This is a genomic window from Pseudomonas rossensis (assembly GCF_039888995.1).
GTDB classification, from domain to species: Bacteria; Pseudomonadota; Gammaproteobacteria; order Pseudomonadales; family Pseudomonadaceae; genus Aquipseudomonas; species Aquipseudomonas rossensis.
Map to the genome: position 1 here is coordinate 22704 of NZ_JBBWCB010000007.1, position 18738 is coordinate 41441.

15 protein-coding genes are annotated in these 18738 nt (G+C 57.5%); 14 read left to right on the forward strand and 1 reads right to left on the reverse strand.

Translation table 11 applies throughout. From position 1 onward, the window contains the following. Positions 1–4 precede the first annotated feature (4 nt). The 14 genes from WLY71_RS03860 (at position 5) to WLY71_RS03925 (ending at position 17891) form a co-directional block, all read left to right on the forward strand. Positions 5–1525, forward strand: a complete 1521-nt coding sequence (locus tag WLY71_RS03860) for a sigma-54 interaction domain-containing protein (protein WP_347802577.1) — start codon at positions 5–7, stop codon at positions 1523–1525. 93 nt (positions 1526–1618) lie between these two features. Beyond that, positions 1619–1759, forward strand: coding sequence for a hypothetical protein (locus WLY71_RS03865; protein ID WP_008150087.1), 141 nt, complete (start codon positions 1619–1621; stop codon positions 1757–1759). A 17-nt stretch (positions 1760–1776) separates the two neighbouring features. Further along, a complete protein-coding gene (gene tagH / locus WLY71_RS03870) occupies positions 1777–2973 on the forward strand; it encodes a type VI secretion system-associated FHA domain protein TagH (RefSeq protein ID WP_347802578.1) in 1197 nt (398 codons plus the stop codon). Between the two features lie 5 nt (positions 2974–2978). Continuing rightward, on the forward strand, positions 2979–3479 hold the full coding sequence (gene tssJ / locus WLY71_RS03875) for a type VI secretion system lipoprotein TssJ (protein ID WP_008150089.1): 501 nt from the start codon (positions 2979–2981) through the stop codon (positions 3477–3479). A 2-nt stretch (positions 3480–3481) separates the two neighbouring features. Next, positions 3482–4813, forward strand: a complete 1332-nt coding sequence (gene tssK, locus WLY71_RS03880) for a type VI secretion system baseplate subunit TssK (protein ID WP_046053871.1) — start codon at positions 3482–3484, stop codon at positions 4811–4813. 5 nt (positions 4814–4818) lie between these two features. Then, on the forward strand, positions 4819–5694 hold the full coding sequence (gene icmH, locus WLY71_RS03885) for a type IVB secretion system protein IcmH/DotU (protein ID WP_149631550.1): 876 nt from the start codon (positions 4819–4821) through the stop codon (positions 5692–5694). Positions 5695–5707: 13 nt separating this feature from the next. Continuing rightward, positions 5708–9247, forward strand: a complete 3540-nt coding sequence (gene tssM, locus WLY71_RS03890; protein ID WP_347802579.1) for a type VI secretion system membrane subunit TssM — start codon at positions 5708–5710, stop codon at positions 9245–9247. After that, entirely contained in the window at positions 9247–9975 is a 729-nt protein-coding gene (locus tag WLY71_RS03895; protein ID WP_347802580.1) for a PP2C family protein-serine/threonine phosphatase, read from the forward strand. Before tssM ends, WLY71_RS03895 begins: the two co-directional genes overlap by 1 nt. Further along, positions 9972–10988, forward strand: coding sequence for a serine/threonine-protein kinase (locus WLY71_RS03900; protein ID WP_347802581.1), 1017 nt, complete (start codon positions 9972–9974; stop codon positions 10986–10988). The genes WLY71_RS03895 and WLY71_RS03900 overlap by 4 nt, the downstream gene beginning before the upstream one ends. Before the next feature lie 28 nt (positions 10989–11016). Further along, positions 11017–13053: a type VI secretion system Vgr family protein gene (locus WLY71_RS03905; RefSeq protein WP_347802582.1), complete on the forward strand. Its 2037-nt coding sequence runs from the start codon at positions 11017–11019 to the stop codon at positions 13051–13053. Between the two features lie 11 nt (positions 13054–13064). Then, positions 13065–13535: a hypothetical protein gene (locus WLY71_RS03910; RefSeq protein ID WP_347802583.1), complete on the forward strand. Its 471-nt coding sequence runs from the start codon at positions 13065–13067 to the stop codon at positions 13533–13535. A 5-nt stretch (positions 13536–13540) separates the two neighbouring features. Continuing rightward, positions 13541–16564, forward strand: coding sequence for a peptidoglycan DD-metalloendopeptidase family protein (locus WLY71_RS03915; protein WP_347802584.1), 3024 nt, complete (start codon positions 13541–13543; stop codon positions 16562–16564). Continuing rightward, on the forward strand, positions 16554–17057 hold the full coding sequence (locus WLY71_RS03920) for a hypothetical protein (RefSeq protein ID WP_347802585.1): 504 nt from the start codon (positions 16554–16556) through the stop codon (positions 17055–17057). Before WLY71_RS03915 ends, WLY71_RS03920 begins: the two co-directional genes overlap by 11 nt. Before the next feature lie 246 nt (positions 17058–17303). Further along, positions 17304–17891 (forward strand): hypothetical protein, encoded by a 588-nt coding sequence (locus tag WLY71_RS03925; RefSeq protein ID WP_347802586.1) that lies wholly within the window; start codon positions 17304–17306, stop codon positions 17889–17891. A gap of 47 nt (positions 17892–17938) precedes the next feature. Here the strand turns inward: WLY71_RS03925 and WLY71_RS03930 are convergent, their stop codons facing one another. Further along, the gene (locus WLY71_RS03930; RefSeq protein ID WP_347802587.1) at positions 17939–18322 is read right to left on the reverse strand and encodes a DUF6124 family protein; all 384 of its coding nucleotides are present in this window, start codon (positions 18320–18322) and stop codon (positions 17939–17941) included. Positions 18323–18738 lie beyond the last annotated feature (416 nt).

Sequence of the window (18738 nt, forward strand, 5' to 3'; positions counted from 1 at the left end):
TGTGATGTTCACTCAAGTGCCGCAACCGCTGGTCTATGCCGAAGCCTTGCTGGCGCAATTCGCCAGCTTGTCGCGCGCGGCGGACGGTGCTGCGCTGCTGGGTGACTTTGTGCGCGGGTTGGCCGAGCTCAGCGGTTGCGAGTTGACGCAGCTGTACCTGCTGGACGCGACTCACACGTGCCTGGGGATGAACGCCGAATGCCTCAACGGCATCCTGCAACCGCGGGAAGCGGCGAGCCTGCCGGCGGATTACAACGGTGAACAACTGCTGCAATTCGCCCTGTGCCAGAACCGCGTGGTGTGTCTCAGCGAGCTGAGCGGCAGCCTGCACGAAACCAGTTTCCTGCCACCCCAGGCCACGCCTTGGCAGTCGCTGCTGTGCGTGCCGCTGGTCAATCAGCAGAAGGCCGTCGAGGGCTTGCTGCTGTGCGCCAGTCGCCGGCACATCGACCTGCAAGGCTTCGCCGATTCCCTCGGGCAACTGGGTTCGTTCGTGCTCGGCCAGCTGCATTTGCTGCAACGCTTGCGTCAGCCAACCGGTGATGCGCGACCAGTGAAGGCCAGCGTCCCGAGCGCCAGCGGTTACGGTTTGATCGGCAAGAGTTCGGCCATGCGCCAGACCTATTCGCTGATCAGCAAAGTCCTGCACAGCCCGTATACCGTGCTGCTGCGCGGCGAAACCGGAACCGGCAAGGAAGTGGTGGCGCGGGCGATTCACGATTGCGGCCCGCGCCGTTCTCAGGCGTTCATCGTGCAGAACTGCGCGGCGTTCCCCGAAAACCTGCTGGAAAGCGAACTGTTCGGCTACCGCAAAGGTGCATTCACCGGTGCTGATCGCGACCGCGCCGGGCTGTTCGATGCGGCTAACGGCGGCACCTTGCTGCTCGATGAAATCGGCGACATGCCGTTGTCCCTGCAAGCCAAGCTGTTGCGGGTTCTGCAGGAAGGCGAGATTCGCCCACTGGGTTCCAACGACACCCACAAGATCGACGTGCGCATCATCGCCGCGACTCACCGTGATTTGGCGGTGCTGGTCAGCGAAGGCAAATTCCGCGAGGACTTGTACTACCGCCTCGCGCAATTCCCGATCGAGTTGCCGGCCTTGCGTCAGCGCGAAGGCGACATTCTCGACCTGGCCCGGCACTTCGCCGACAAGGCGTGCTCGTTCTTGCAGCGCGATGCGGTGTGCTGGTCCGATGCGGCGCTGGATCACCTGTCCGGTTACGCCTTCCCCGGCAACGTGCGTGAACTCAAAGGCCTGGTCGAACGCGCGGTGCTGCTGTGCGAGGGCGGTGAGTTACTGGCCGAGCATTTCTCTCTGCGCATGGAAGCCATGCCGGATGACAGCAGCGGCCTGAACCTGCGCGAACGCCTGGAGCATGTCGAACGCAGAATGTTGCTCGATTGCCTGCGCAAAAACGACGGCAACCAGACCCTCGCCGCCCGCGAACTCGGGCTGCCACGCCGCACGCTGCTGTACCGCCTCGGGCGCCTGAATATCAACTTGGGTGATTTCGATGGCTAGGCAAACGACCGTCGACTTCACCTCATCCGCTTCTAGCAGCGCCGCCCAAACGGGTCGGCGCTTTGTACTTTGTCTACCCCTGGAGACCCTCTGATGTCTGTTCGTCACTGGCAAGCCGTCCTGCTGACCCTCGTCGTTCTATGCGGCCTCGGCGGCTGTAGCGGCAATTACAAATACAACGACAACACCTATCGCCCATTGGGTGATCCGCAGGCGGTCAATCGCGGCAAGTGACCGCAAGGAGTATCACCATGGAACTGGTTTTCGAAATGCTCAACACCAAGCAGTTCGTGCCCACGGATTTGTGCCAGAAGACCTTCAAACAGGCCGGTGGCGTGATCGGTCGGGGTGAGGATTGCGACTGGATCATCCCGGACCGCAAGCGTCACCTGTCCAACCATCACGCGTTGATCAGCTACCGCGAAGGCACGTTTTTCCTGACCGATACCAGCAGCAACGGTATCCAGGACAGCGAAAGCGGCGCACGCCTGCGCAAGGGCGAAGCGATGCGCATCGAGCACGGCAGTGTCTACGTGCTGGGTGACTTCGAGATCCGTGCGCGGCTGGTGCGCGACCCGGCGACCTTCGATGTCGAAGTCGGCCGTCCGCAAGCGGCAGGCAGCATCATCCCTGATGACGCGTTTCTCGATCTCGACCCGCTCAACGCCCTCGATCAGCAAGAGCGCGTGTATTCGGAAATCGACGAACTGATCTCCCCGAGCACGACCCTCTCAGACACCCGTCAGCGCGCCGACTATGCGCGCATCGACATGGAAAGCCTGATGGTGCCGGAGCTGATCAACGCCCCGGCAGAGCCCGAGCCAGCCCCGGCGCCGAAAGCCGTCGAGCGTCAGAGCGAAGGTTTCTGGGAGCACTTCGGCGCGGCGCTGGGCGTGGACCTCAAAGGCCTCGACCACGACGCCCGCGAAGCCCTGGCGCTGAACGCTGCACGCCTGCTCAAGCAGAGCGTCGGCGGCTTGCAGCAGAGCCTGCGCACCCGCAGCGAACTGAAAAACGAACTGCGTCTGGCCCAGACCACCGTGCAAGGCACGAACAAAAACCCGCTGAAATTTGCCGTCGATGCCGGCGAAGCGCTGGGCATTTTGTTGCAGCCGAACAAGCCGGGCCAGTTGCCGGCCGAGCAGGCGATCTCCCGTGCATTCCGCGATTTGCAGGCGCATCAGGTGGCCTTGCTGACCGCCAGCCGTGCTGCCGTTCGCGGCACGCTGGAGCACTTCTCGCCACAGCAATTGACCCTGCGTTTCGAGCGCGACAACAAGCCGTTGCTCGCCACATCCGGCAGTCGCTGGAGAGCTTACGGTCGTTATCACCAGGCCCTGCGTCAGGACGATGACTGGAGCGAGCGCCTGCTGGCCCGCGACTTCGCTCAGGCTTACGAAGAACAGATTCGCCTGATTTCCACCCTTCACACCGACCACCAAGGATGATGCGCATGTCTCGCTGCTCGACCGCTTTTTTCAAGACGCTGACGGCGTTCGCGGCCCTGGTGCTGCTGGCCGGCTGCTCGTCGCTGTCGCCGTATTCCCATGTCACCAAGCTCAACCTGAAGCTGACCGCCAGCGATCAACTGAACCCGGACCTCAACGGGCGTCCATCGCCGATCGTTGTGCGTCTGTTCGAGCTCAAGCATCCGGTGACGTTCGAGAACGCTGATTTCTTCAGCCTGTACGAGCGCGCCAAGGAATCCCTGGCCCCGGACCTGGTGGCCAGCGAAGAAATTGAACTGCGTCCAGGTGAAACCGTGGAGATGAAACTCAGCGTGGAGGAGGGCAGTCGCTACGTCGGCATCCTCGCCGCCTACCGCGATCTGCCGGAAACCAAATGGCGCTACACGGTGCAAGTCACCCCGGTGGAAGTCACCGACGCTGATCTGACCCTCGACCAGGCCGGTATTCGCAACAGCAACGAAACGCTCGCCAAGGCGGATGACTGATCATGAATTCCCATAAAGTGATTTGGCAGGAAGGCATGCTGCTACGCCCGCAGCACTTCCAGCACAACGATCGCTACTACGACCACCAGATGAAGACCCGCACTCAGTTGCTGGGCAGCTACACCTGGGGCTTCCTGAACCTGGACATCGACTTGCAGTTCCTCAACATGGGCAAACTGGTGATCAGCCAGGCCTCGGGGATTCTGCCGGACGGCAGCCTGTTCGAACTCGGCGGCAACACCGAACCGTTGGCCCTCGACGTGCCGCCGAACACCGGTCATACGCCGATCTACCTGGCGCTGCCACTGGTCACCGGTAACCACATCGAGTCGCGACGTCCGGAGCAATCTGACGTGCTGGCGCGCTACACCGCGTACGAAGCGGAAGTCGCCGATTCCAACGCCGGCGACGATTCTGCCAGCCAGGTCAGCTGCGGCCGCCCGGACTTCAAACTGTTGCTCGGCGAGCAGCAGAGCGACCAGGCCTACGTGAAACTGAAGATCTGCGAAGTGCTCGACACCACCCCCGACGGCGTGATCAGCCTCGACCCGGATTTCGTGCCGACCTATATTCAGGCGCATTCGTCCAGCTACCTGCTGTCGTGCCTGAAAGAAGTGATCAGCATGCTCGGCCACCGGGGCGACACCATCGCCGAGCGCATCCGCTCGAATGGCAAAGTCGGTGGCGCGGAAGTCGGCGACTTCATGATGCTGCAACTGATCAACCGCACCGAACTGCTGCTGCGTCATTACCTCGGCCTGGAGCAGGTTCACCCGGAAGAGTTGTACCGCACGCTACTGACCATGCTCGGCGATCTGGCGACGTTTTCCAGCGACAGTAAACGCCCGCGTCTGGACAGCCGTTACCAGCACAGCGACCAGGGCGCGAGTTTCCGCAAACTGATGGAAGCGATTCGTCAGGTGCTGTCGATGGTGCTCGAACAGCACGCCATCGAACTGGTCCTGCAAGCGCGCCAGTACGGGATCATCGTCTCGCCGTTGCACGACCACAAACTGCTGGGCTCGGCCTCGTTCGTGCTCGCCGCCAGTGCCAACTGCGACTCCGAAGAACTGCGCCATCGCTTGCCGGCGCACCTCAAGGTCGGCCCGGTGGAGCGCATTCGCCAACTGGTCAACCTGCATCTGCCGGGCATCAAGGTCAAACCGTTGCCGGTGGCCCCGCGGCAGATCGCGTTCCACTCCAACAAAACCTATTTCATTCTCGAACTCAGTTCCGAAGACCTGGCACAACTCGAGCGCTCCGGCGGCTTCGCGTTCCACGTGTCCGGCGAATTTGCCGAGCTTGAACTGAAATTCTGGGCCATCAGGAACTGACCGACATGATCAAGGACATGGAACACAACCAGGACGATAAAACCGTCCTGCTCGACCGTCAGGGCCACGGCCCGGCGCAGAGTCCGCTGACAGATTTCGCCGCACCGCCGCGTTTTGAACAGCTCGAAGAACGGATGATCTACGCCGCGCGTTTGCGCCCGGCCGAAGCGTTCAACATCAGCCTCAATTCGCTGGTGGCCGCTGCCTCTGACCTGCTGTCGGAAGTGGTGCGACTCAAGCACAGCGACACCCGCGAAGACATGTACGCGCTCAACGAGCGACTGACGGCCGGGTTGAAACTGTTTGAAGTGCGTGCGCTGCACAACGGCGCCGAAAGCAGCCAGGTGATGGCCGCGCGTTACGTGCTCTGCACCGTGGTCGACGAAGCCGTCGTGACCACGCCGTGGGGCAACGAAAGCGAGTGGTCGCAGATGAGCCTGCTCAGCAGCTTCCACAACGAAACCTTCGGCGGCGAGAAGTTCTTCCAGCTGCTGGATCGCCTGTCGAAAAACCCGGTCAAGCACCTGCCGATGCTGGAGCTGATGTACCTGTGCCTGTCGCTGGGCTTCGAAGGCAAGTACCGCGTGCAAGCCCGCGGCATGCTCGAGCTCGAAGGCATCCGCGACGCCTTGTATCGTCAGATTCGTCAGTTGCGCGGCGACGTGCCTCGCGAACTGTCGCCCCATTGGGAAGGCTTGAACGATCAGCGCCGCAGCCTGGTACGCATCGTGCCGGCGTGGATGGTGGTGCTGTTCACCGTGGTTTGCCTGGTGGTGATGTATTCGGGCTTCGCCTGGGTATTGGGCGAGCAACGCGAAACCGTTCTGCAACCTTATCAGCAGCTAGATCCGGCCGCGGTCCAGCCGCAGTCGCAGCCGTAAACAGGGACGTGTGATGAAAAAGTTTTTCAAGAAAGTCGGCGCATTCTTGCGTCAGACCTGGGTCTGGACCTTGCTGCTGGTGCTGTTCGTCGCACTGCTGGTGTGGTTCGTCGGGCCACTGCTGGCGGTCAATGACTACAAGTTCTGGGAAGGTTCGACCTCCCGCCTGCTGACCATCAGTGTGCTGTTCCTGATCTGGGGCCTGACCATGGTCTTCGTCAGCTGGCGCGCTGGCGTACGCAAAAAGGCTATCGAAGACACCGAAGACGGCCAGGATCGTATCCGCCGTGAAGAGTTGATCGACGAAGAGCAGAAAGAGCTTCGCGTACGCTTCAAGGATGCGTTGAAAACCCTGAAGACCTCGAGCCTCTATCGCGGTCGCAGCGAACGCTGGCGCAGCGATTTGCCTTGGTACCTGTTGATCGGCCCGCAGGGCAGCGGCAAGACCAGTCTGCTGGACTTCTCGGGCCTTGAGTTTCCGATCAACAAGATCGACCGCAAACTGACCCGCGACACCCTCGGCACTCGGCATTGCGACTGGTACTTCGCCGACCACGGTGTGCTGATCGACACCGCCGGGCGTTACCTGACCCAGCCGGATGCCGAAGTCGATGGCAGCGCCTGGAGCACCTTGCTCGACCTGCTGCGCAAGCGTCGCCGCAACCGTCCGTTGAACGGCGTGCTGGTGACCATTCCAGTAGAAACACTGCTGGGCGGCAGCGAGCAAGAGCTCGACACCCTGGCCCGCCAAGTGCGTGCGCGTTTGCAAGACGTGCATCAGAAACTGCACGTCGATGTGCCGATTTATCTGGTCCTGAGCAAGGCTGACAAGCTGCTCGGTTTCGACGAGTTCTTCGATCAACTGACCCGCGAAGAAAGCGATCAGGTGCTCGGCACCAGTTTCCGCAAAGAACAGAGCGGCACCGACGTCGCCGTCCTGCGCGCCGAGTTCGAAGAGCTGCTGCGTCGCCTGAACAGCCAGGTGATCATGCGTATGCACCAGGAGCGCGACACCCAGCGTCGTGGCCGCATCCTCGACTTCCCGCATCAACTGGGGCAGATCGGCGAGCGCCTGTGCCTGTTCGTCGACATGGCGTTCACCGGCAACCGTTACCAGCGTGTCAGCCAATTGCGCGGTTTCTACCTGACCAGCGCACCGCACCTGACCAAGGAAATGGACCAGACCACCGCCGGCATCGGCGCCAACCTGGGCATCGACGCCGGCGTGTTGCCGACCCTGCGCAGCGGCCGTTCCCGGTTCATTCACCACTTGCTTAGCCGGGTGATTTTCCCCGAGGCCGATCTGGCCGGTCTGGACAAGCGCGAACGCAGCCGCATTCATTGGGGCCAGCGCGCGTTGTACGTGGGCGCATTGGCGGCGCTGGCACTGTTCGGCATGCTCTGGGCCGGCGGTTTCTCCGCTAACTACGAGCGTCTGGAAAACCTGCGCAACCTGGCGACCAACTGGACGCAACAGCGCTCGGCATTGACCGCGCGTGATGATTCCATGGCGGTGCTCAAGCCCCTCGACGCCAGCTACGCAGCGACTCAGGTGTTCCCGAAAAAAGGTGACGTGTCGTACCACGAACGTGGTGGTCTGTACCAAGGCGAAGAGGTCAATCCGGTGGTCAAGGAGGCCTACGAGCGTGAGCTCGAAGCGCAACTGCTGCCGAAGGTTGCGACCCTGCTGGAAGGGCAGATCCGCGCCAACATGAAGGACCGCGAACGCCTGCTCAACAGCCTGCGTGCGTACCTGATGTTGAACATGAAAGATCGCCGCGATGCGGGCTGGCTCAAGGATTGGGTCGCCACTGACTGGTCCCAGCGTTACGCCGGCAACACCGCGGTGCAGAACGGTTTGAACACGCACTTCGAGCGTTTGCTCAAGCAGCCGTTTATCTATCCGCTGAACGATCAACTGGTAGCGCAAGCGCGTCAGGTACTGCGCAGCGAATCGCTGGCCAACGTGGTTTACCGGATGTTGCGCGAGCAGGCCCGTAACCTGCCGGAATACCGTCTGAGCCAACACATCGGCCCGCAGGCTTCGCTGTTTGTTGGCACCGAATATGTGATCCCGGGTTTCTACACCCAACAGGGTTATCAGCAGTACTTCTCGGTTCAGGGCAGTGCGCTGGTCACCGATATCCTGCGTGACAACTGGGTGCTGGGCGAAGGCTCGGGCATCAGCGGCATGGACTTGCGTCGCCTGATGGTCGAACTGGAGCAACTGTACTTCCGCGACTACGCCAACTTCTGGAGTGAAGCGGTCGGCCAGGTTGCCCTGCCACCGATCAACGACGCCGGTGAAGGCGCCGAGCAATTGGCAGGCCTGACGTCCGCCAACTCCCCCGTGCTGCAACTGCTGGTGGAGGTGCGCGAGAACACGCGTTTCCCGGCAGAAGCCGAACCGGTTGATCAAGCGGCTGATGCCGCTGGAGCGCTGGCCGATCAGAAAGGCAAGTTGGGCAAGCTGGGCAAACTGGCGTCTGCCGCAGCGGACCAAGCCTCGGACATGGCTGCGATCAAAAACCTGCCAGACACCGCAAAAAAATCCCTGCAACGTCGCTTCGAACCGCTGCACCGTTTGCTGGATGACAACAACGGCCCGGCCGCTGATTTGACCCCGGCCCTGACGGCGCTCAACGACCTGCAACTGCAACTGGCAAGCCTGGCGCGTGCCAGTGCGCCGGAACAGGCTGCGTTCGAAATGGCCAAGACCCGCATGAGCGGCCAGCGTGATGCGCTGAGCAACTTGCGCAATGCCTCCAACCGTCTGCCGCGTCCGGTCAGCGTGTGGTTCAACGTCCTGGCTGAAGACACCTGGCGCCTGGTGCTGAACGATTCCTACCAGTACCTGAACCAGCGTTACCAGAGCGAGCTGTACAGCTTCTATGGCAAGGCGATCAACAAGCGTTACCCGTTCAGCGCCCACAGCACCAGCGACGTTGCGATCAGCGACTTCCGCGAGTTCTTCAAGGCTCAGGGCATCAACGATCGCTTCTTCGAGACCTACATGCGTCCGTTCGTGAGTGGCGATCCAGGCAACTACCGTCTGCGCAGCATCGACGGTCACAGCATGCCGATCTCCAAGGTCTACCTCGACCAGATGGCCGCGGCCCAAGTGATTCGCCAGAGCTTCTTCTCGATCAACCCGGCCGAACCGCAAGTGCAATTCAAACTGGAGCCATACACCCTCGACCCGGCCGTCAGCCGTTCCGAGTTCAAGTTTGGCGACAAGACCATCGAATACCGCCACGGCCCGATCGTGCCGGTGTCGTTCAAATGGCCGACCGATGCTGAAGACGGTCGCACCAGCCTGGTCCTCGACAAAATGGCCGGCCGCCCGATCGGTATCGAAAAGAACACCGGCCCATGGTCGCTGTTCCGTCTGTTCGACCTGATGCAGACCGAGTACCTGAGCGGTCGTGATGTGTTGGTGCTCAAAGCTGATGTAGGCGGCCTGCGCGCCAACTACTTGCTGTCGAGCCAGCGCACACCGAACCCGTTCGACATGGGCGTGCTGCGTACCTTCCGTATGCCGGTGCAGCTCTGATGCTGGTTGCCAGTCCCTGGCGCAGCGCTGCGCGTACCGATCCGGGCAAGGTTCGGGCGCGCAACGAAGATGCTTTTCTCGATTGCCCACAGCAGGGGCTGTGGGTGGTCGCGGATGGCATGGGCGGTCATCAGGGTGGCGACATCGCCAGCCAGTTGATCGTCGCCAGCCTGGCGGAATTGCCGGTGCAGGACGACTTCGACGAACGACTCAAAGGCATACGCCAGTGCCTGCACTGGCTCAACCGTCGTTTGGGGCAGGAGTTGACCGTCACGGCCGGGCGCCACGACAGCATCATGGGCAGCACCGTGGTGGCGCTGCTGGTGGAAGGTAATCGCGCGGCCTGCATCTGGGCCGGCGACAGCCGTTGCTATCTGTGGCGCGGCCAGCGTTTGTATCAGCTGTCCAAGGATCATTCGCTGCAACAGCAACTCATCGACGAGCAACACATGAGCATCGAGGACGCCCGTGCGCATCCTTCGGCCCATGCCCTGACCCGTGCGGTCGGGGCAGCCGATGTGCTGACTCTGGACGTGCTCGAACTCGAGGTTTACCCCGGCGATACGTTTCTGTTGTGCAGCGATGGTTTGTACCAGGGGCTGAGCACCGATGCCTTGGGCAACGCCCTGAGCCTGACCGCGCCGCACGTTGCGCTGGAGCGTTTGTTCGATGGCGCTTTGCGTGGCTCGGCCCGGGACAACTTGACTGCTGTGGTGATCCGAAAATGACTCAACTCATGCCGCCGCTCGACGACCTGCTGGTGACCGACGAGGAAGCCAATAACCTGACTTACTTTGCGTTTGCCAAGCATCTAAACGGAAAGCCGCATAAAGCAGAGCCTGCGCTGGCGCCGACCAAGGCCCGCATCGGCGAAATGCCGGACGTACTCGCAGGCCGTTACCGCATCGAGCGTCTGCTCGGTGCCGGCGGCATGGGCGCGGTTTACCGCGCACGGGATCTGCTGAGCGAGCAGTTCGGCGATCCCGACCCTTACATCGCGCTGAAAATCCTCAGCGAAGAATTTGCCGAATCGCCGGACGCCAGTGCCTTGCTCTACAGCGAGTTCGCCCTGACCCGACGACTGCGCCACGACAACGTGCTGCGTTTGCACAGCTTTGAAGTGGACACCGACTGCCAGCGCGCCTTCATCACCATGGAACTCATGCGTGGGCTGACCCTGGACAAATTACTCTGCGAGCGGCCGCTGGGCCTGCCGTGGAAAGAACTGCGCGACATCGCGCTGCCGCTGCTCGACGCGCTGGCCTTCGCCCACGCTCGCGGCGTGCTGCATGGTGACATGAAGCCAAGCAACGTCATGCTCAGTGAAGAAGGCGTGCGCCTGTTCGACTTCGGTCTGGGCCAGGCCGAGGAAGGCATCTTGCCCGGCCTGCCACACCTGAGCCGCAACCGCTTCAACGCCTGGACCCCCGGCTACGCCGCCCCCGAACTGCTCGAAGGCCAACCGCTGTCGGCCAGTGCGGATGTCTATGGCGTGGCCTGCGTGCTCTACGAATTGGCCGGCGGCAAACACCCGTTCCGCCGCTTGCCCTCGACCGAGGCCCGCGACGGCCACCTCGAACGCGAGCTGCACGCACCTCGAAACCTACCCAAACACTGCTGGCCAGCCCTGCGAACGGCGCTGGCTTTCGATGCGGCCAAGCGCACCATCACCGCCGCCCAATTGCGTGACGCCTTGGGCGCCACTTCGTCTTTGCTGCAACGCCTGCGACTGCGGGCGTAACGGATGACTACCGAACAGGGAGCAAGCAATGTTCAACCCAGCTAACGAAACGCACTTCAGCCTGACCGTGGAAGACTACGTCGGCGACCTGCAAGTGCTGTCGTTCACCGGCACCGAAGGCATCAGCCAGCCGTATCGCTTCGACCTGGAACTGGTCAGCGAAAACCCCGATCTCGACCTGGAAAAGCTCCTGCACAAACAGGCTTTTTTGGCGTTCGATCCGCAGGGAAGCGGTATACACGGCCAGATCTACCGCATAGCCCAAGGCGATGCCGGCAAACGCCTGACCCGCTACAAAATCTCCCTGGTGCCGCAACTGCAATACCTGCACCACCGCACCAACCAGCGCATCTACCAGCAGATGTCCGCGCCGAAAATCATCGCGCTGATCCTCGACGAACACGGCATCAAGGCCAACGCCTACAGCTTCCAGCTCAGCCAGCCGTGCCCGGATCGCGATTATTGCGTGCAGTACGACGAAACCGACCTGCATTTCGTCCAACGCCTGTGCGAAGAAGAAGGCATTCACTACCACTTCCAGCACAGTTCCAAAGGTCATCTGTTGGTATTCGGCGATGACCAGACAGTGTTTCCAAAACTCGGGCAGCCCACCGCCTACGTCCAAGGCAGCGGCATGGTCGCCGACGAGCCGGTGATCAAAGGCTTCAAACTGCGCCTCGAAACCCGTACCGGTCGCGTCACCCGTCGCGACTACGACTTCGAAAAACCACGCCTGCAACTCGAATCCGCCTACAAGCCCGAGGCGCAAAGCGACGCACCGGACCTCGAAGACTACGACTACCCCGGTCGCTTCATCGACCGCGCGCGTGGCAAATTCCTCAGCCAACGCGCCCTCGAACGCCACCGCGCCGACTACCGCCAGGCCGAAGGCCACGGCGATCAGACCCGTCTGATCAGCGGCCACTTCCTGGAAATGTCCGACCACCCGCGCACCGAGTGGAACGACCTCTGGCTGCTCACCGAAATCGTCCACGAAGGCAAACAGCCGCAAGTCCTCGAAGAATCGGTGACCAGCGACACCACCGACCACAAGGACGACTTCCACCAGGGCTACCGCAACCGCTTCCTCGCCACCCCGTGGGACGTCTTCTACCGCCCCGCGCTGGAACACCCAAAGCCCCGCGTCCTCGGCAGTCAGACCGCCATGGTCACCGGCCCCAAAGGCGAAGAAATCCACTGCGACCAGTACGGCCGAATCAAAGTGCAATTCCACTGGGACCGCGAAGGGTTGGCGGATGACAAAACCAGCTGCTGGATGCGCGTCTCTTCGAGCTGGGCCGGCGATCGTTATGGCGCCATCGCCATCCCGCGGATCGGTATGGAAGTGCTGGTGACCTTTCTCGAAGGGGATCCTGATCAGCCGTTGGTGACTGGGTGCCTGTATCACAAGGAAAACCAGGTTCCGTACGAATTGCCGGCGAACAAGACTCGCACCGTGTTCAAAACCCTCAGCTCACCGGGGGGCGGCGGGTACAACGAATTGCGGATTGAGGACAAGAAAGGGGCGGAGCAGATCTACATCCATGCCCAGCGGGATTGGGATGAAAACATTGAGCATGATCAGAAGATTCGTGTGGGGAATGAACGGCATGACACGGTGGAGAAGAACACCTACACCGAGCTGAAGGCGGAAGAGCATCGCACCACGATTGCGGATCGCAAGACTGAAGCGCGGATGGATGATCACCTGACGATTGGGCAGAACCAGCATGTGAAGTTGGGGACTGCGCAGCTGACTAGCGTTGGGAAAGAGATTCATCTGAAGGCTGGGGACAAGATTGTTATTGAGGCTGGGATGGAGCTCACGGTTAAGGCCGGAGGGAGTTTCATCAAGCTGGATGCGGGTGGGATTACGGTGGTTGGGCCGGTGGTGAAGATTAATGCCGGTGGGTCGGCGGGAAGTGGGACGGGGATTGGGATTAAGCCACCGGTACTGCCGGGGACTGCGGATAAGGATAAGGCGGGGAGTTTGATGGATCAGGCGTTGGGGAATGCGGTGCCGGAGAAGGTTAAGCCGAAGGCTTTTTTTGTGTTTTCTGAGTGAGGATAGAGCGGATGTTTACTAACAAAACATTCACTGCATCGCAGTGGTTGAAGCGTATTTCGCTGATTATTGGATTGCTTGTAGTAAGTGCGTGTTCTCATACGACTTTGGAGGAGCAGTTCAAGGGCATTGAAGCCTGCAATATCCACGATATCTTTCTTGATCCAGTGACCAACAAGCCGAGTGGCCAGTATTTTAGCGATAGAAAACTCGAACCTTGCCGTATTGATGAGGCAGCGTTTTATTGTGTAAACGATACGTTCTATGGCTTGACGGTAACTCAAGTCGCTATTCCATATCGAGGTCCTTTCAGCGTTCATGCGATCTACTTGAAAGAGAGCCCCGCCGTCGCTGAAGCAGCATTGCGTGCTCAGTTCAAAGACTTGAAGCTGAACCAAAATGATGGCCAATCCCCCCTATTGATCGCCGACCCCAAGCAACAAGGAAGTTCGGTTTTTTACTGTGATGAGTACAGTGAGTAATAAGTATGGAACTGTATAACCCTGGCGCACCTTTTCACTATACAAGCGCGTGGAACCCCACTCGCGTGCACCCGGTAACCGGGCTAGTCAAGCCGCACCGTGGTGAAGATTGGGGCGCACCTAGCGGAACCCCAATCCCGGCCGCAGGTGCAGGTAAGGTCGTCTATAAAGGATCAATGAACGGTTACGGCAATTTGGTTGTGTTAGAACACGCCAATGGGTCGGAAATTGTGCACACCCTTTATGCGCATATGAGGACTCCTTCTCCTCTGGCGATGGGCAGTTCTGTTGCCAAAGGAGGGACGGTTGGGCCGTGCGGAAATACAGGTATTGGCACAGGGGCACATTTGCACTTTGAGGTTCTGCGAAATGGTACGAAAGGCCACCCAAATCTGGTCCAGGGCCATGCGACGGTTAACCCCCGTGAGTTCGACATATCCAATCTGACGCATCCTGATTCAACTACTCCAGCTAGCCCTGCTCCGGCTCCAGCCCCGACAACGCCTGCTGCTTCACCACTGATTAATTTCCACTATCCATTCAGACGCGCCGACAAGAAACCGTTCACCGACGCGGAAGAACTCTACAAAACACTCGAAAAAGAGGTATCGGGCCATTATTTGCTCGGTAGTAACAAGTTTTGGCACGGTGGTATCCACGTCACCGAAAAGAGCGCTCCTCAATGTGTATTGGACGATGCGATTTGCTGCATGGCCGATGGTGAAGTCGTTGCCTATCGTTTGAACAAGGACTATTTGGGCTCTACATTTGGTGAGGCCGCTGACGCGAAAACGCTGAAGTATTCCAACTCGTTTTGCTTGATTCGGCATGAGTACAAATCAGTGCCAAACCCCGAAGAAGGCGCCAACAAGGGCAAGCAGAACAAGTTGAATTTCTACAGCCTATACATGCATTTGCTACCGTTTGACCGTTATCCGTTATCCCCAGAAGAGACGCCAAAGGCCAAAGTGACCATGACAGTTGGTGACTTCAAAGGCTACGGACTTGCGCCCGTGCCTGGGACAACACCAGATTCCTGCGGAAAGCTAACCAGTGGCACCAAGCTGGAAATTCTCGACAGGGCTGAAAATGGCAACATCACCTATGCAAAAGGCAAAATTCTTTCAGGCAGCGTGAAAAATGGGTCTGCGAAAACCCGTGGTGTGGGAGATGAGGTCTGGTTCGCTTACCTAAAGGATGGTGAGCCGTTTAAGAACGCAGCCCATCGCCGGATTTGGATTGCTGACGTAACACCTGAACGGGTCAGACCGAACTACTGGCAAGGGAAGGTGAGGGCAAGAGCCTGTAAAAAATTGCCTCTATATCAAGCTCCGGCAAATCCAATAAATGGACAGCCCGTCGGTGCGACCGTTAGCGGGAACCTGGAGTTGGCTGTCGATAGTGTTATTGCGTTCGATAGTAAGGATGTGGTGAATCTTGTAATCGGCAACAAGTTAAGGCGCATGGCCTCTTGTACGTTGGTGTCTGGCGGTGTATGGCAGGCAACAGGAAATGCACCGTCAACATTCTGGACGATTGTTGAAAACGAGCCTTCAAGTAAGTTTGTTCACTGGGAGACACTTACTCCTACGAACTTCGACAGTGTTGTATCAACGAGCACTGGAATCAAGGCTGGCGATCCGATTGGTTACATGGGAAAAACTGAAAACCTCACTAGTGAGCAGGGGGGGACAGATAGTAAATTCCAGGTTCACATCGAAATATTCACCGCCGAAGCCGACGTCAAGGAGTTTCTCAAGAACCCTGCCGGATTGAAGGTAGGAAGGCAGTTTCTGCACCTGCCAATCGGAGCCGAACTGAAAAAGAAAGCACCAGCAACGGGGACTACTTCGCTCAAGATGGAGCATGCAGTTGATTTGCATAAGGCCAGGGTTATTAAGGAAGGCACTGAAAGCTGGTACGAAGTCAGTGTTGTTGAGGACGAGCAGCCAATTACGGGGCTGGTGAAGAAGGCTGGTGCGGAAATCATCACACAACATGATTGGGAGAAGCTTGGCTTCCAGATTGTTGAAGAAACAAACGCCACAGCGGATGGTTTTCTTGATCCTGAAGACACACCCCAATTTTTTAAAGACCTCTTCGCGAAAATTGATAAAAACCATGATGGAGTGGTAGAGCCGAGTGAGCTTGCAGAAGCGTTAAAGAGAACTAGCACAAGAAATCATTGGGCAAAGCTTATTGCTCATCACCCGACTGAGTGGAAAGAAAAAGCTGAGTCTGCCAAGTGGAGTAAACTCGATAAGCTGCTGGAGTTATCACCTAAAACCTTGAAGCATGAAAAAGAGCGAATTAGTAAATATGTATTTTGGGATGAGCTTTCTGGAAAGGCGGCGTTAAGCTCGGATGTGATTTGGCATTTTCATCCAATTGAGTTTGTTAAAACTCACCTTCTTAAGCCAGCGCTAGCAGGATGGGCTCACAGTGCGTTTGCTGACTTGCTGGGTAGGGTTGAGTCGAATAACGATTATACGGCATATAACGCTACAACACCGGTGCTGAAATCTTTTTATAAGACCAATCTGACTTCCTTGACTATTGCGGAAGTACAGCAAAAACAAGAAAATGATGAGATGTTTGCAACGGGCAGATATCAACTGATTACCCCTACTTTGGCTGAGGCTGTTGATAAGCTAAATTTGGATACTTCTCAGAAGTATGACGAGGCTATGCAGGATAAGATATTTTCTGAGTATCTAATAAAGATAAAAAGAAAAGCCATCATAAGTTACCTGGAAGGTAATGGTGATGTAGAAGACGCAATTTACGCTTGGGCAAAAGAATTCGCTTCTGCAGGTGTCAGGAAAGGAAAGAAAATTAGTTCGATAGTTTTAAAGAACTCTGCGGGGCAACCTATTCTTCATCCCGTAACTCATAAAAAACAGTGGGTAGAACGGCATGCTGAGACAGAGGGAGTATCGTTTTACCACGGAGATGGTTTGAATACTGCGCATATTACACCCGACGAAATGGTTCGAGTACTTGAGGAGTCGAAGAGAAATGCTGGGTAAATTATTTGCAAGATCGCTTCTGTTGTTTTGCGTTTTTAGTGTTTCTGCATTTGCAGAAGTTCCATCATTTTCTGAGTACAAGGTTGATAATGTATACAAAGGACAGAATCATCCATTAATTAAGATTGATACGGCAGGTGAGCGCTGGGATGAGCTGAGGAAAAAGGCTGCAATCAGTCCAGTAAATTTCGCAGGGCACTATATTGTTTTTACCGGTGAGTGTGCTGGAGGATCTATCTGCGGGGAGGTCATAGATGCCGAAACGGGAGAGGTAGTAAGGAGTTTGCCGAATGCTTATAAGGCGGATGTTGAGGAGGCAGATGATTCTTTCGATATTAGCTATCAGCTTGATAGTAGGTTGATTGTAATCATGGGTGTGTCACAAAATCGGGAAGTGGATGCGAACAATAACAAAGTTTCGCGTAAGTATCGGACAAGGTATTACGAGTTCGACGGGAAGGTTTTTCATTTGGTTGCGAGTGAAGATAAATAATCATACTTGCGGGGAGGAGTTCGTACTAGGTTAATCATCTTCCCCGAAAAATAGGGAGGATTTATTTATTAGCTCGGTTGGCTATCGATAAATAAATCTGTCCCGGGGCGGAGTTATTTAGTTGGCCTCGCTGTTTTGTGGGGCACTCATCAGTAAATAAATCCCTCCCATTTTTACGGGAGTAGATATTGAAGAGAACTACCAGTCTCCAAAAATTGAAGTTGATGGTCAGGAGTCGTAATGCTAATGAAGCTTTTTTGGTTACTTTCTTTTCTTATGCTCGGCGCATGCGGTGATGCCGGTCGCGAAAGCGGTACCCCGAGCGTTGTCGTAGAAAACCATAGCGAGAATGACACTGCGCTGGTCAGCCAGGAGATCCCCGATTTTTCTGATCAGGAGCCCGTTTTTTCTCTGCGCGCAGGTGGAGACGAATGGGATTTGGGTAATTTCACGTCGCGCGCTCTAATCCTCCCAGGCATCGTTGACCTCGGCCAAGTCGATGATCTATGGATGACGCTGTTTCCTCGGACTTCGCTCATTCAAGTCAAGATTCTCGCTGGCCCGGACTCACCTGTGAAGCACGTAAACATGGCAGTGGTGTTCTCAACTAACCCGGTTCCTGCCTATTTTGAAACGGATGCGCGAGGAGAGTCGCCCGAGTATTACGTGCAAACGGGCATTGTTGCGAAGGTCTACTTTGTGTGGGATGAACTGGTCGTTCCGGAGGGCGCGGATGACTACGAAAAAAGTCGGAACAAGGGGTTATTGCCGACCCTGCGTGATTGGAGTCCCGGCGAGACGTTGGTGCACCGGCTTTTGAAGTTGACGAATTAGATAAAAGGGGATGAGTTTTAAGACTAAACCCATCCCCTCATTTCCTTCTACACCTTGGCCCGATGCTCCGCCGGATTCGGCGAATCAATGTGATCCAGTGCTCGCTCCACCAATAGATGCACACCATCCGCCATTCTGCTGAGTGCCAGTGCGACGGAGCGGCGTGAGCCTTCTACGCCGTCGGCCAAGTCAGCGGCGATGGCGCTGATGGATAGCAGGTCTTCCGAGGCGTTGGCCAGGAGGGTTTCGGTGTGGAGGTCGGGAGCGACGATGAAGAGGTAGCCTTTGCGACGTTTTTGTTTTTCGTCGGGAGGTGGCGCGAAGTGATGGTCGAGGGCGCGTTCGGCGGCTTCGTGGAGTTTCTTCGAATCGAAGGATTCGTAGGGGGATGTGTCTTCGTGTTCTGGAGGATTGGGTGTTGGCTTGATCATTGGTATGTCCCGATATGTGTTTTGGATGTGGCTGTGTCCTCTTCGCTTGCATTCGAATAAGGGTGGCAGCCGTGCGCAGGTGTGCAAGACCGGGCATATCGGACCCCGGCAGACCCCAAAGGGACCTCCCACGCACAGCCGCCATAAATCATTTACAGCGAGCATGAAAACGCTCGATGTTCGGATTGGCGATTGTGCGGCGATATGTACCGGACTTGCACGTCCGTGTCACCGTTTTTGCGGTAACGAACAAAGACTATCGATGACGCCTAAGGCTGCCTAGTTCACGAACAGCACCGCGTGTTGAAGGAAATATCCGATGGACTCGAGCGTAGAAAGATCAAAATATCTTCGCTTTTAAACAGTTGGTTTCGGCAATGACTTGGTAGTCATCAGCTTCAAAAAGCACTGCATCT

What these genes read in the sequence shown, in the direction of transcription:
- WLY71_RS03860 (WP_347802577.1), top strand. Translation starts at nt 5, where the DNA reads ATGTTCACTCAAGTGCCGCAACCGCTGGTCTATGCCGAAGCCTTGCTG.
- WLY71_RS03865 (WP_008150087.1), top strand. Translation starts at nt 1,619, where the DNA reads ATGTCTGTTCGTCACTGGCAAGCCGTCCTGCTGACCCTCGTCGTTCTA.
- tagH (WP_347802578.1), top strand. Translation starts at nt 1,777, where the DNA reads ATGGAACTGGTTTTCGAAATGCTCAACACCAAGCAGTTCGTGCCCACG.
- tssJ (WP_008150089.1), top strand. Translation starts at nt 2,979, where the DNA reads ATGTCTCGCTGCTCGACCGCTTTTTTCAAGACGCTGACGGCGTTCGCG.
- tssK (WP_046053871.1), top strand. Translation starts at nt 3,482, where the DNA reads ATGAATTCCCATAAAGTGATTTGGCAGGAAGGCATGCTGCTACGCCCG.
- icmH (WP_149631550.1), top strand. Translation starts at nt 4,819, where the DNA reads ATGATCAAGGACATGGAACACAACCAGGACGATAAAACCGTCCTGCTC.
- tssM (WP_347802579.1), top strand. Translation starts at nt 5,708, where the DNA reads ATGAAAAAGTTTTTCAAGAAAGTCGGCGCATTCTTGCGTCAGACCTGG.
- WLY71_RS03895 (WP_347802580.1), top strand. Translation starts at nt 9,247, where the DNA reads ATGCTGGTTGCCAGTCCCTGGCGCAGCGCTGCGCGTACCGATCCGGGC.
- WLY71_RS03900 (WP_347802581.1), top strand. Translation starts at nt 9,972, where the DNA reads ATGACTCAACTCATGCCGCCGCTCGACGACCTGCTGGTGACCGACGAG.
- WLY71_RS03905 (WP_347802582.1), top strand. Translation starts at nt 11,017, where the DNA reads ATGTTCAACCCAGCTAACGAAACGCACTTCAGCCTGACCGTGGAAGAC.
- WLY71_RS03910 (WP_347802583.1), top strand. Translation starts at nt 13,065, where the DNA reads ATGTTTACTAACAAAACATTCACTGCATCGCAGTGGTTGAAGCGTATT.
- WLY71_RS03915 (WP_347802584.1), top strand. Translation starts at nt 13,541, where the DNA reads ATGGAACTGTATAACCCTGGCGCACCTTTTCACTATACAAGCGCGTGG.
- WLY71_RS03920 (WP_347802585.1), top strand. Translation starts at nt 16,554, where the DNA reads ATGCTGGGTAAATTATTTGCAAGATCGCTTCTGTTGTTTTGCGTTTTT.
- WLY71_RS03925 (WP_347802586.1), top strand. Translation starts at nt 17,304, where the DNA reads ATGAAGCTTTTTTGGTTACTTTCTTTTCTTATGCTCGGCGCATGCGGT.
- WLY71_RS03930 (WP_347802587.1), bottom strand. Translation starts at nt 18,322, where the DNA reads ATGATCAAGCCAACACCCAATCCTCCAGAACACGAAGACACATCCCCC.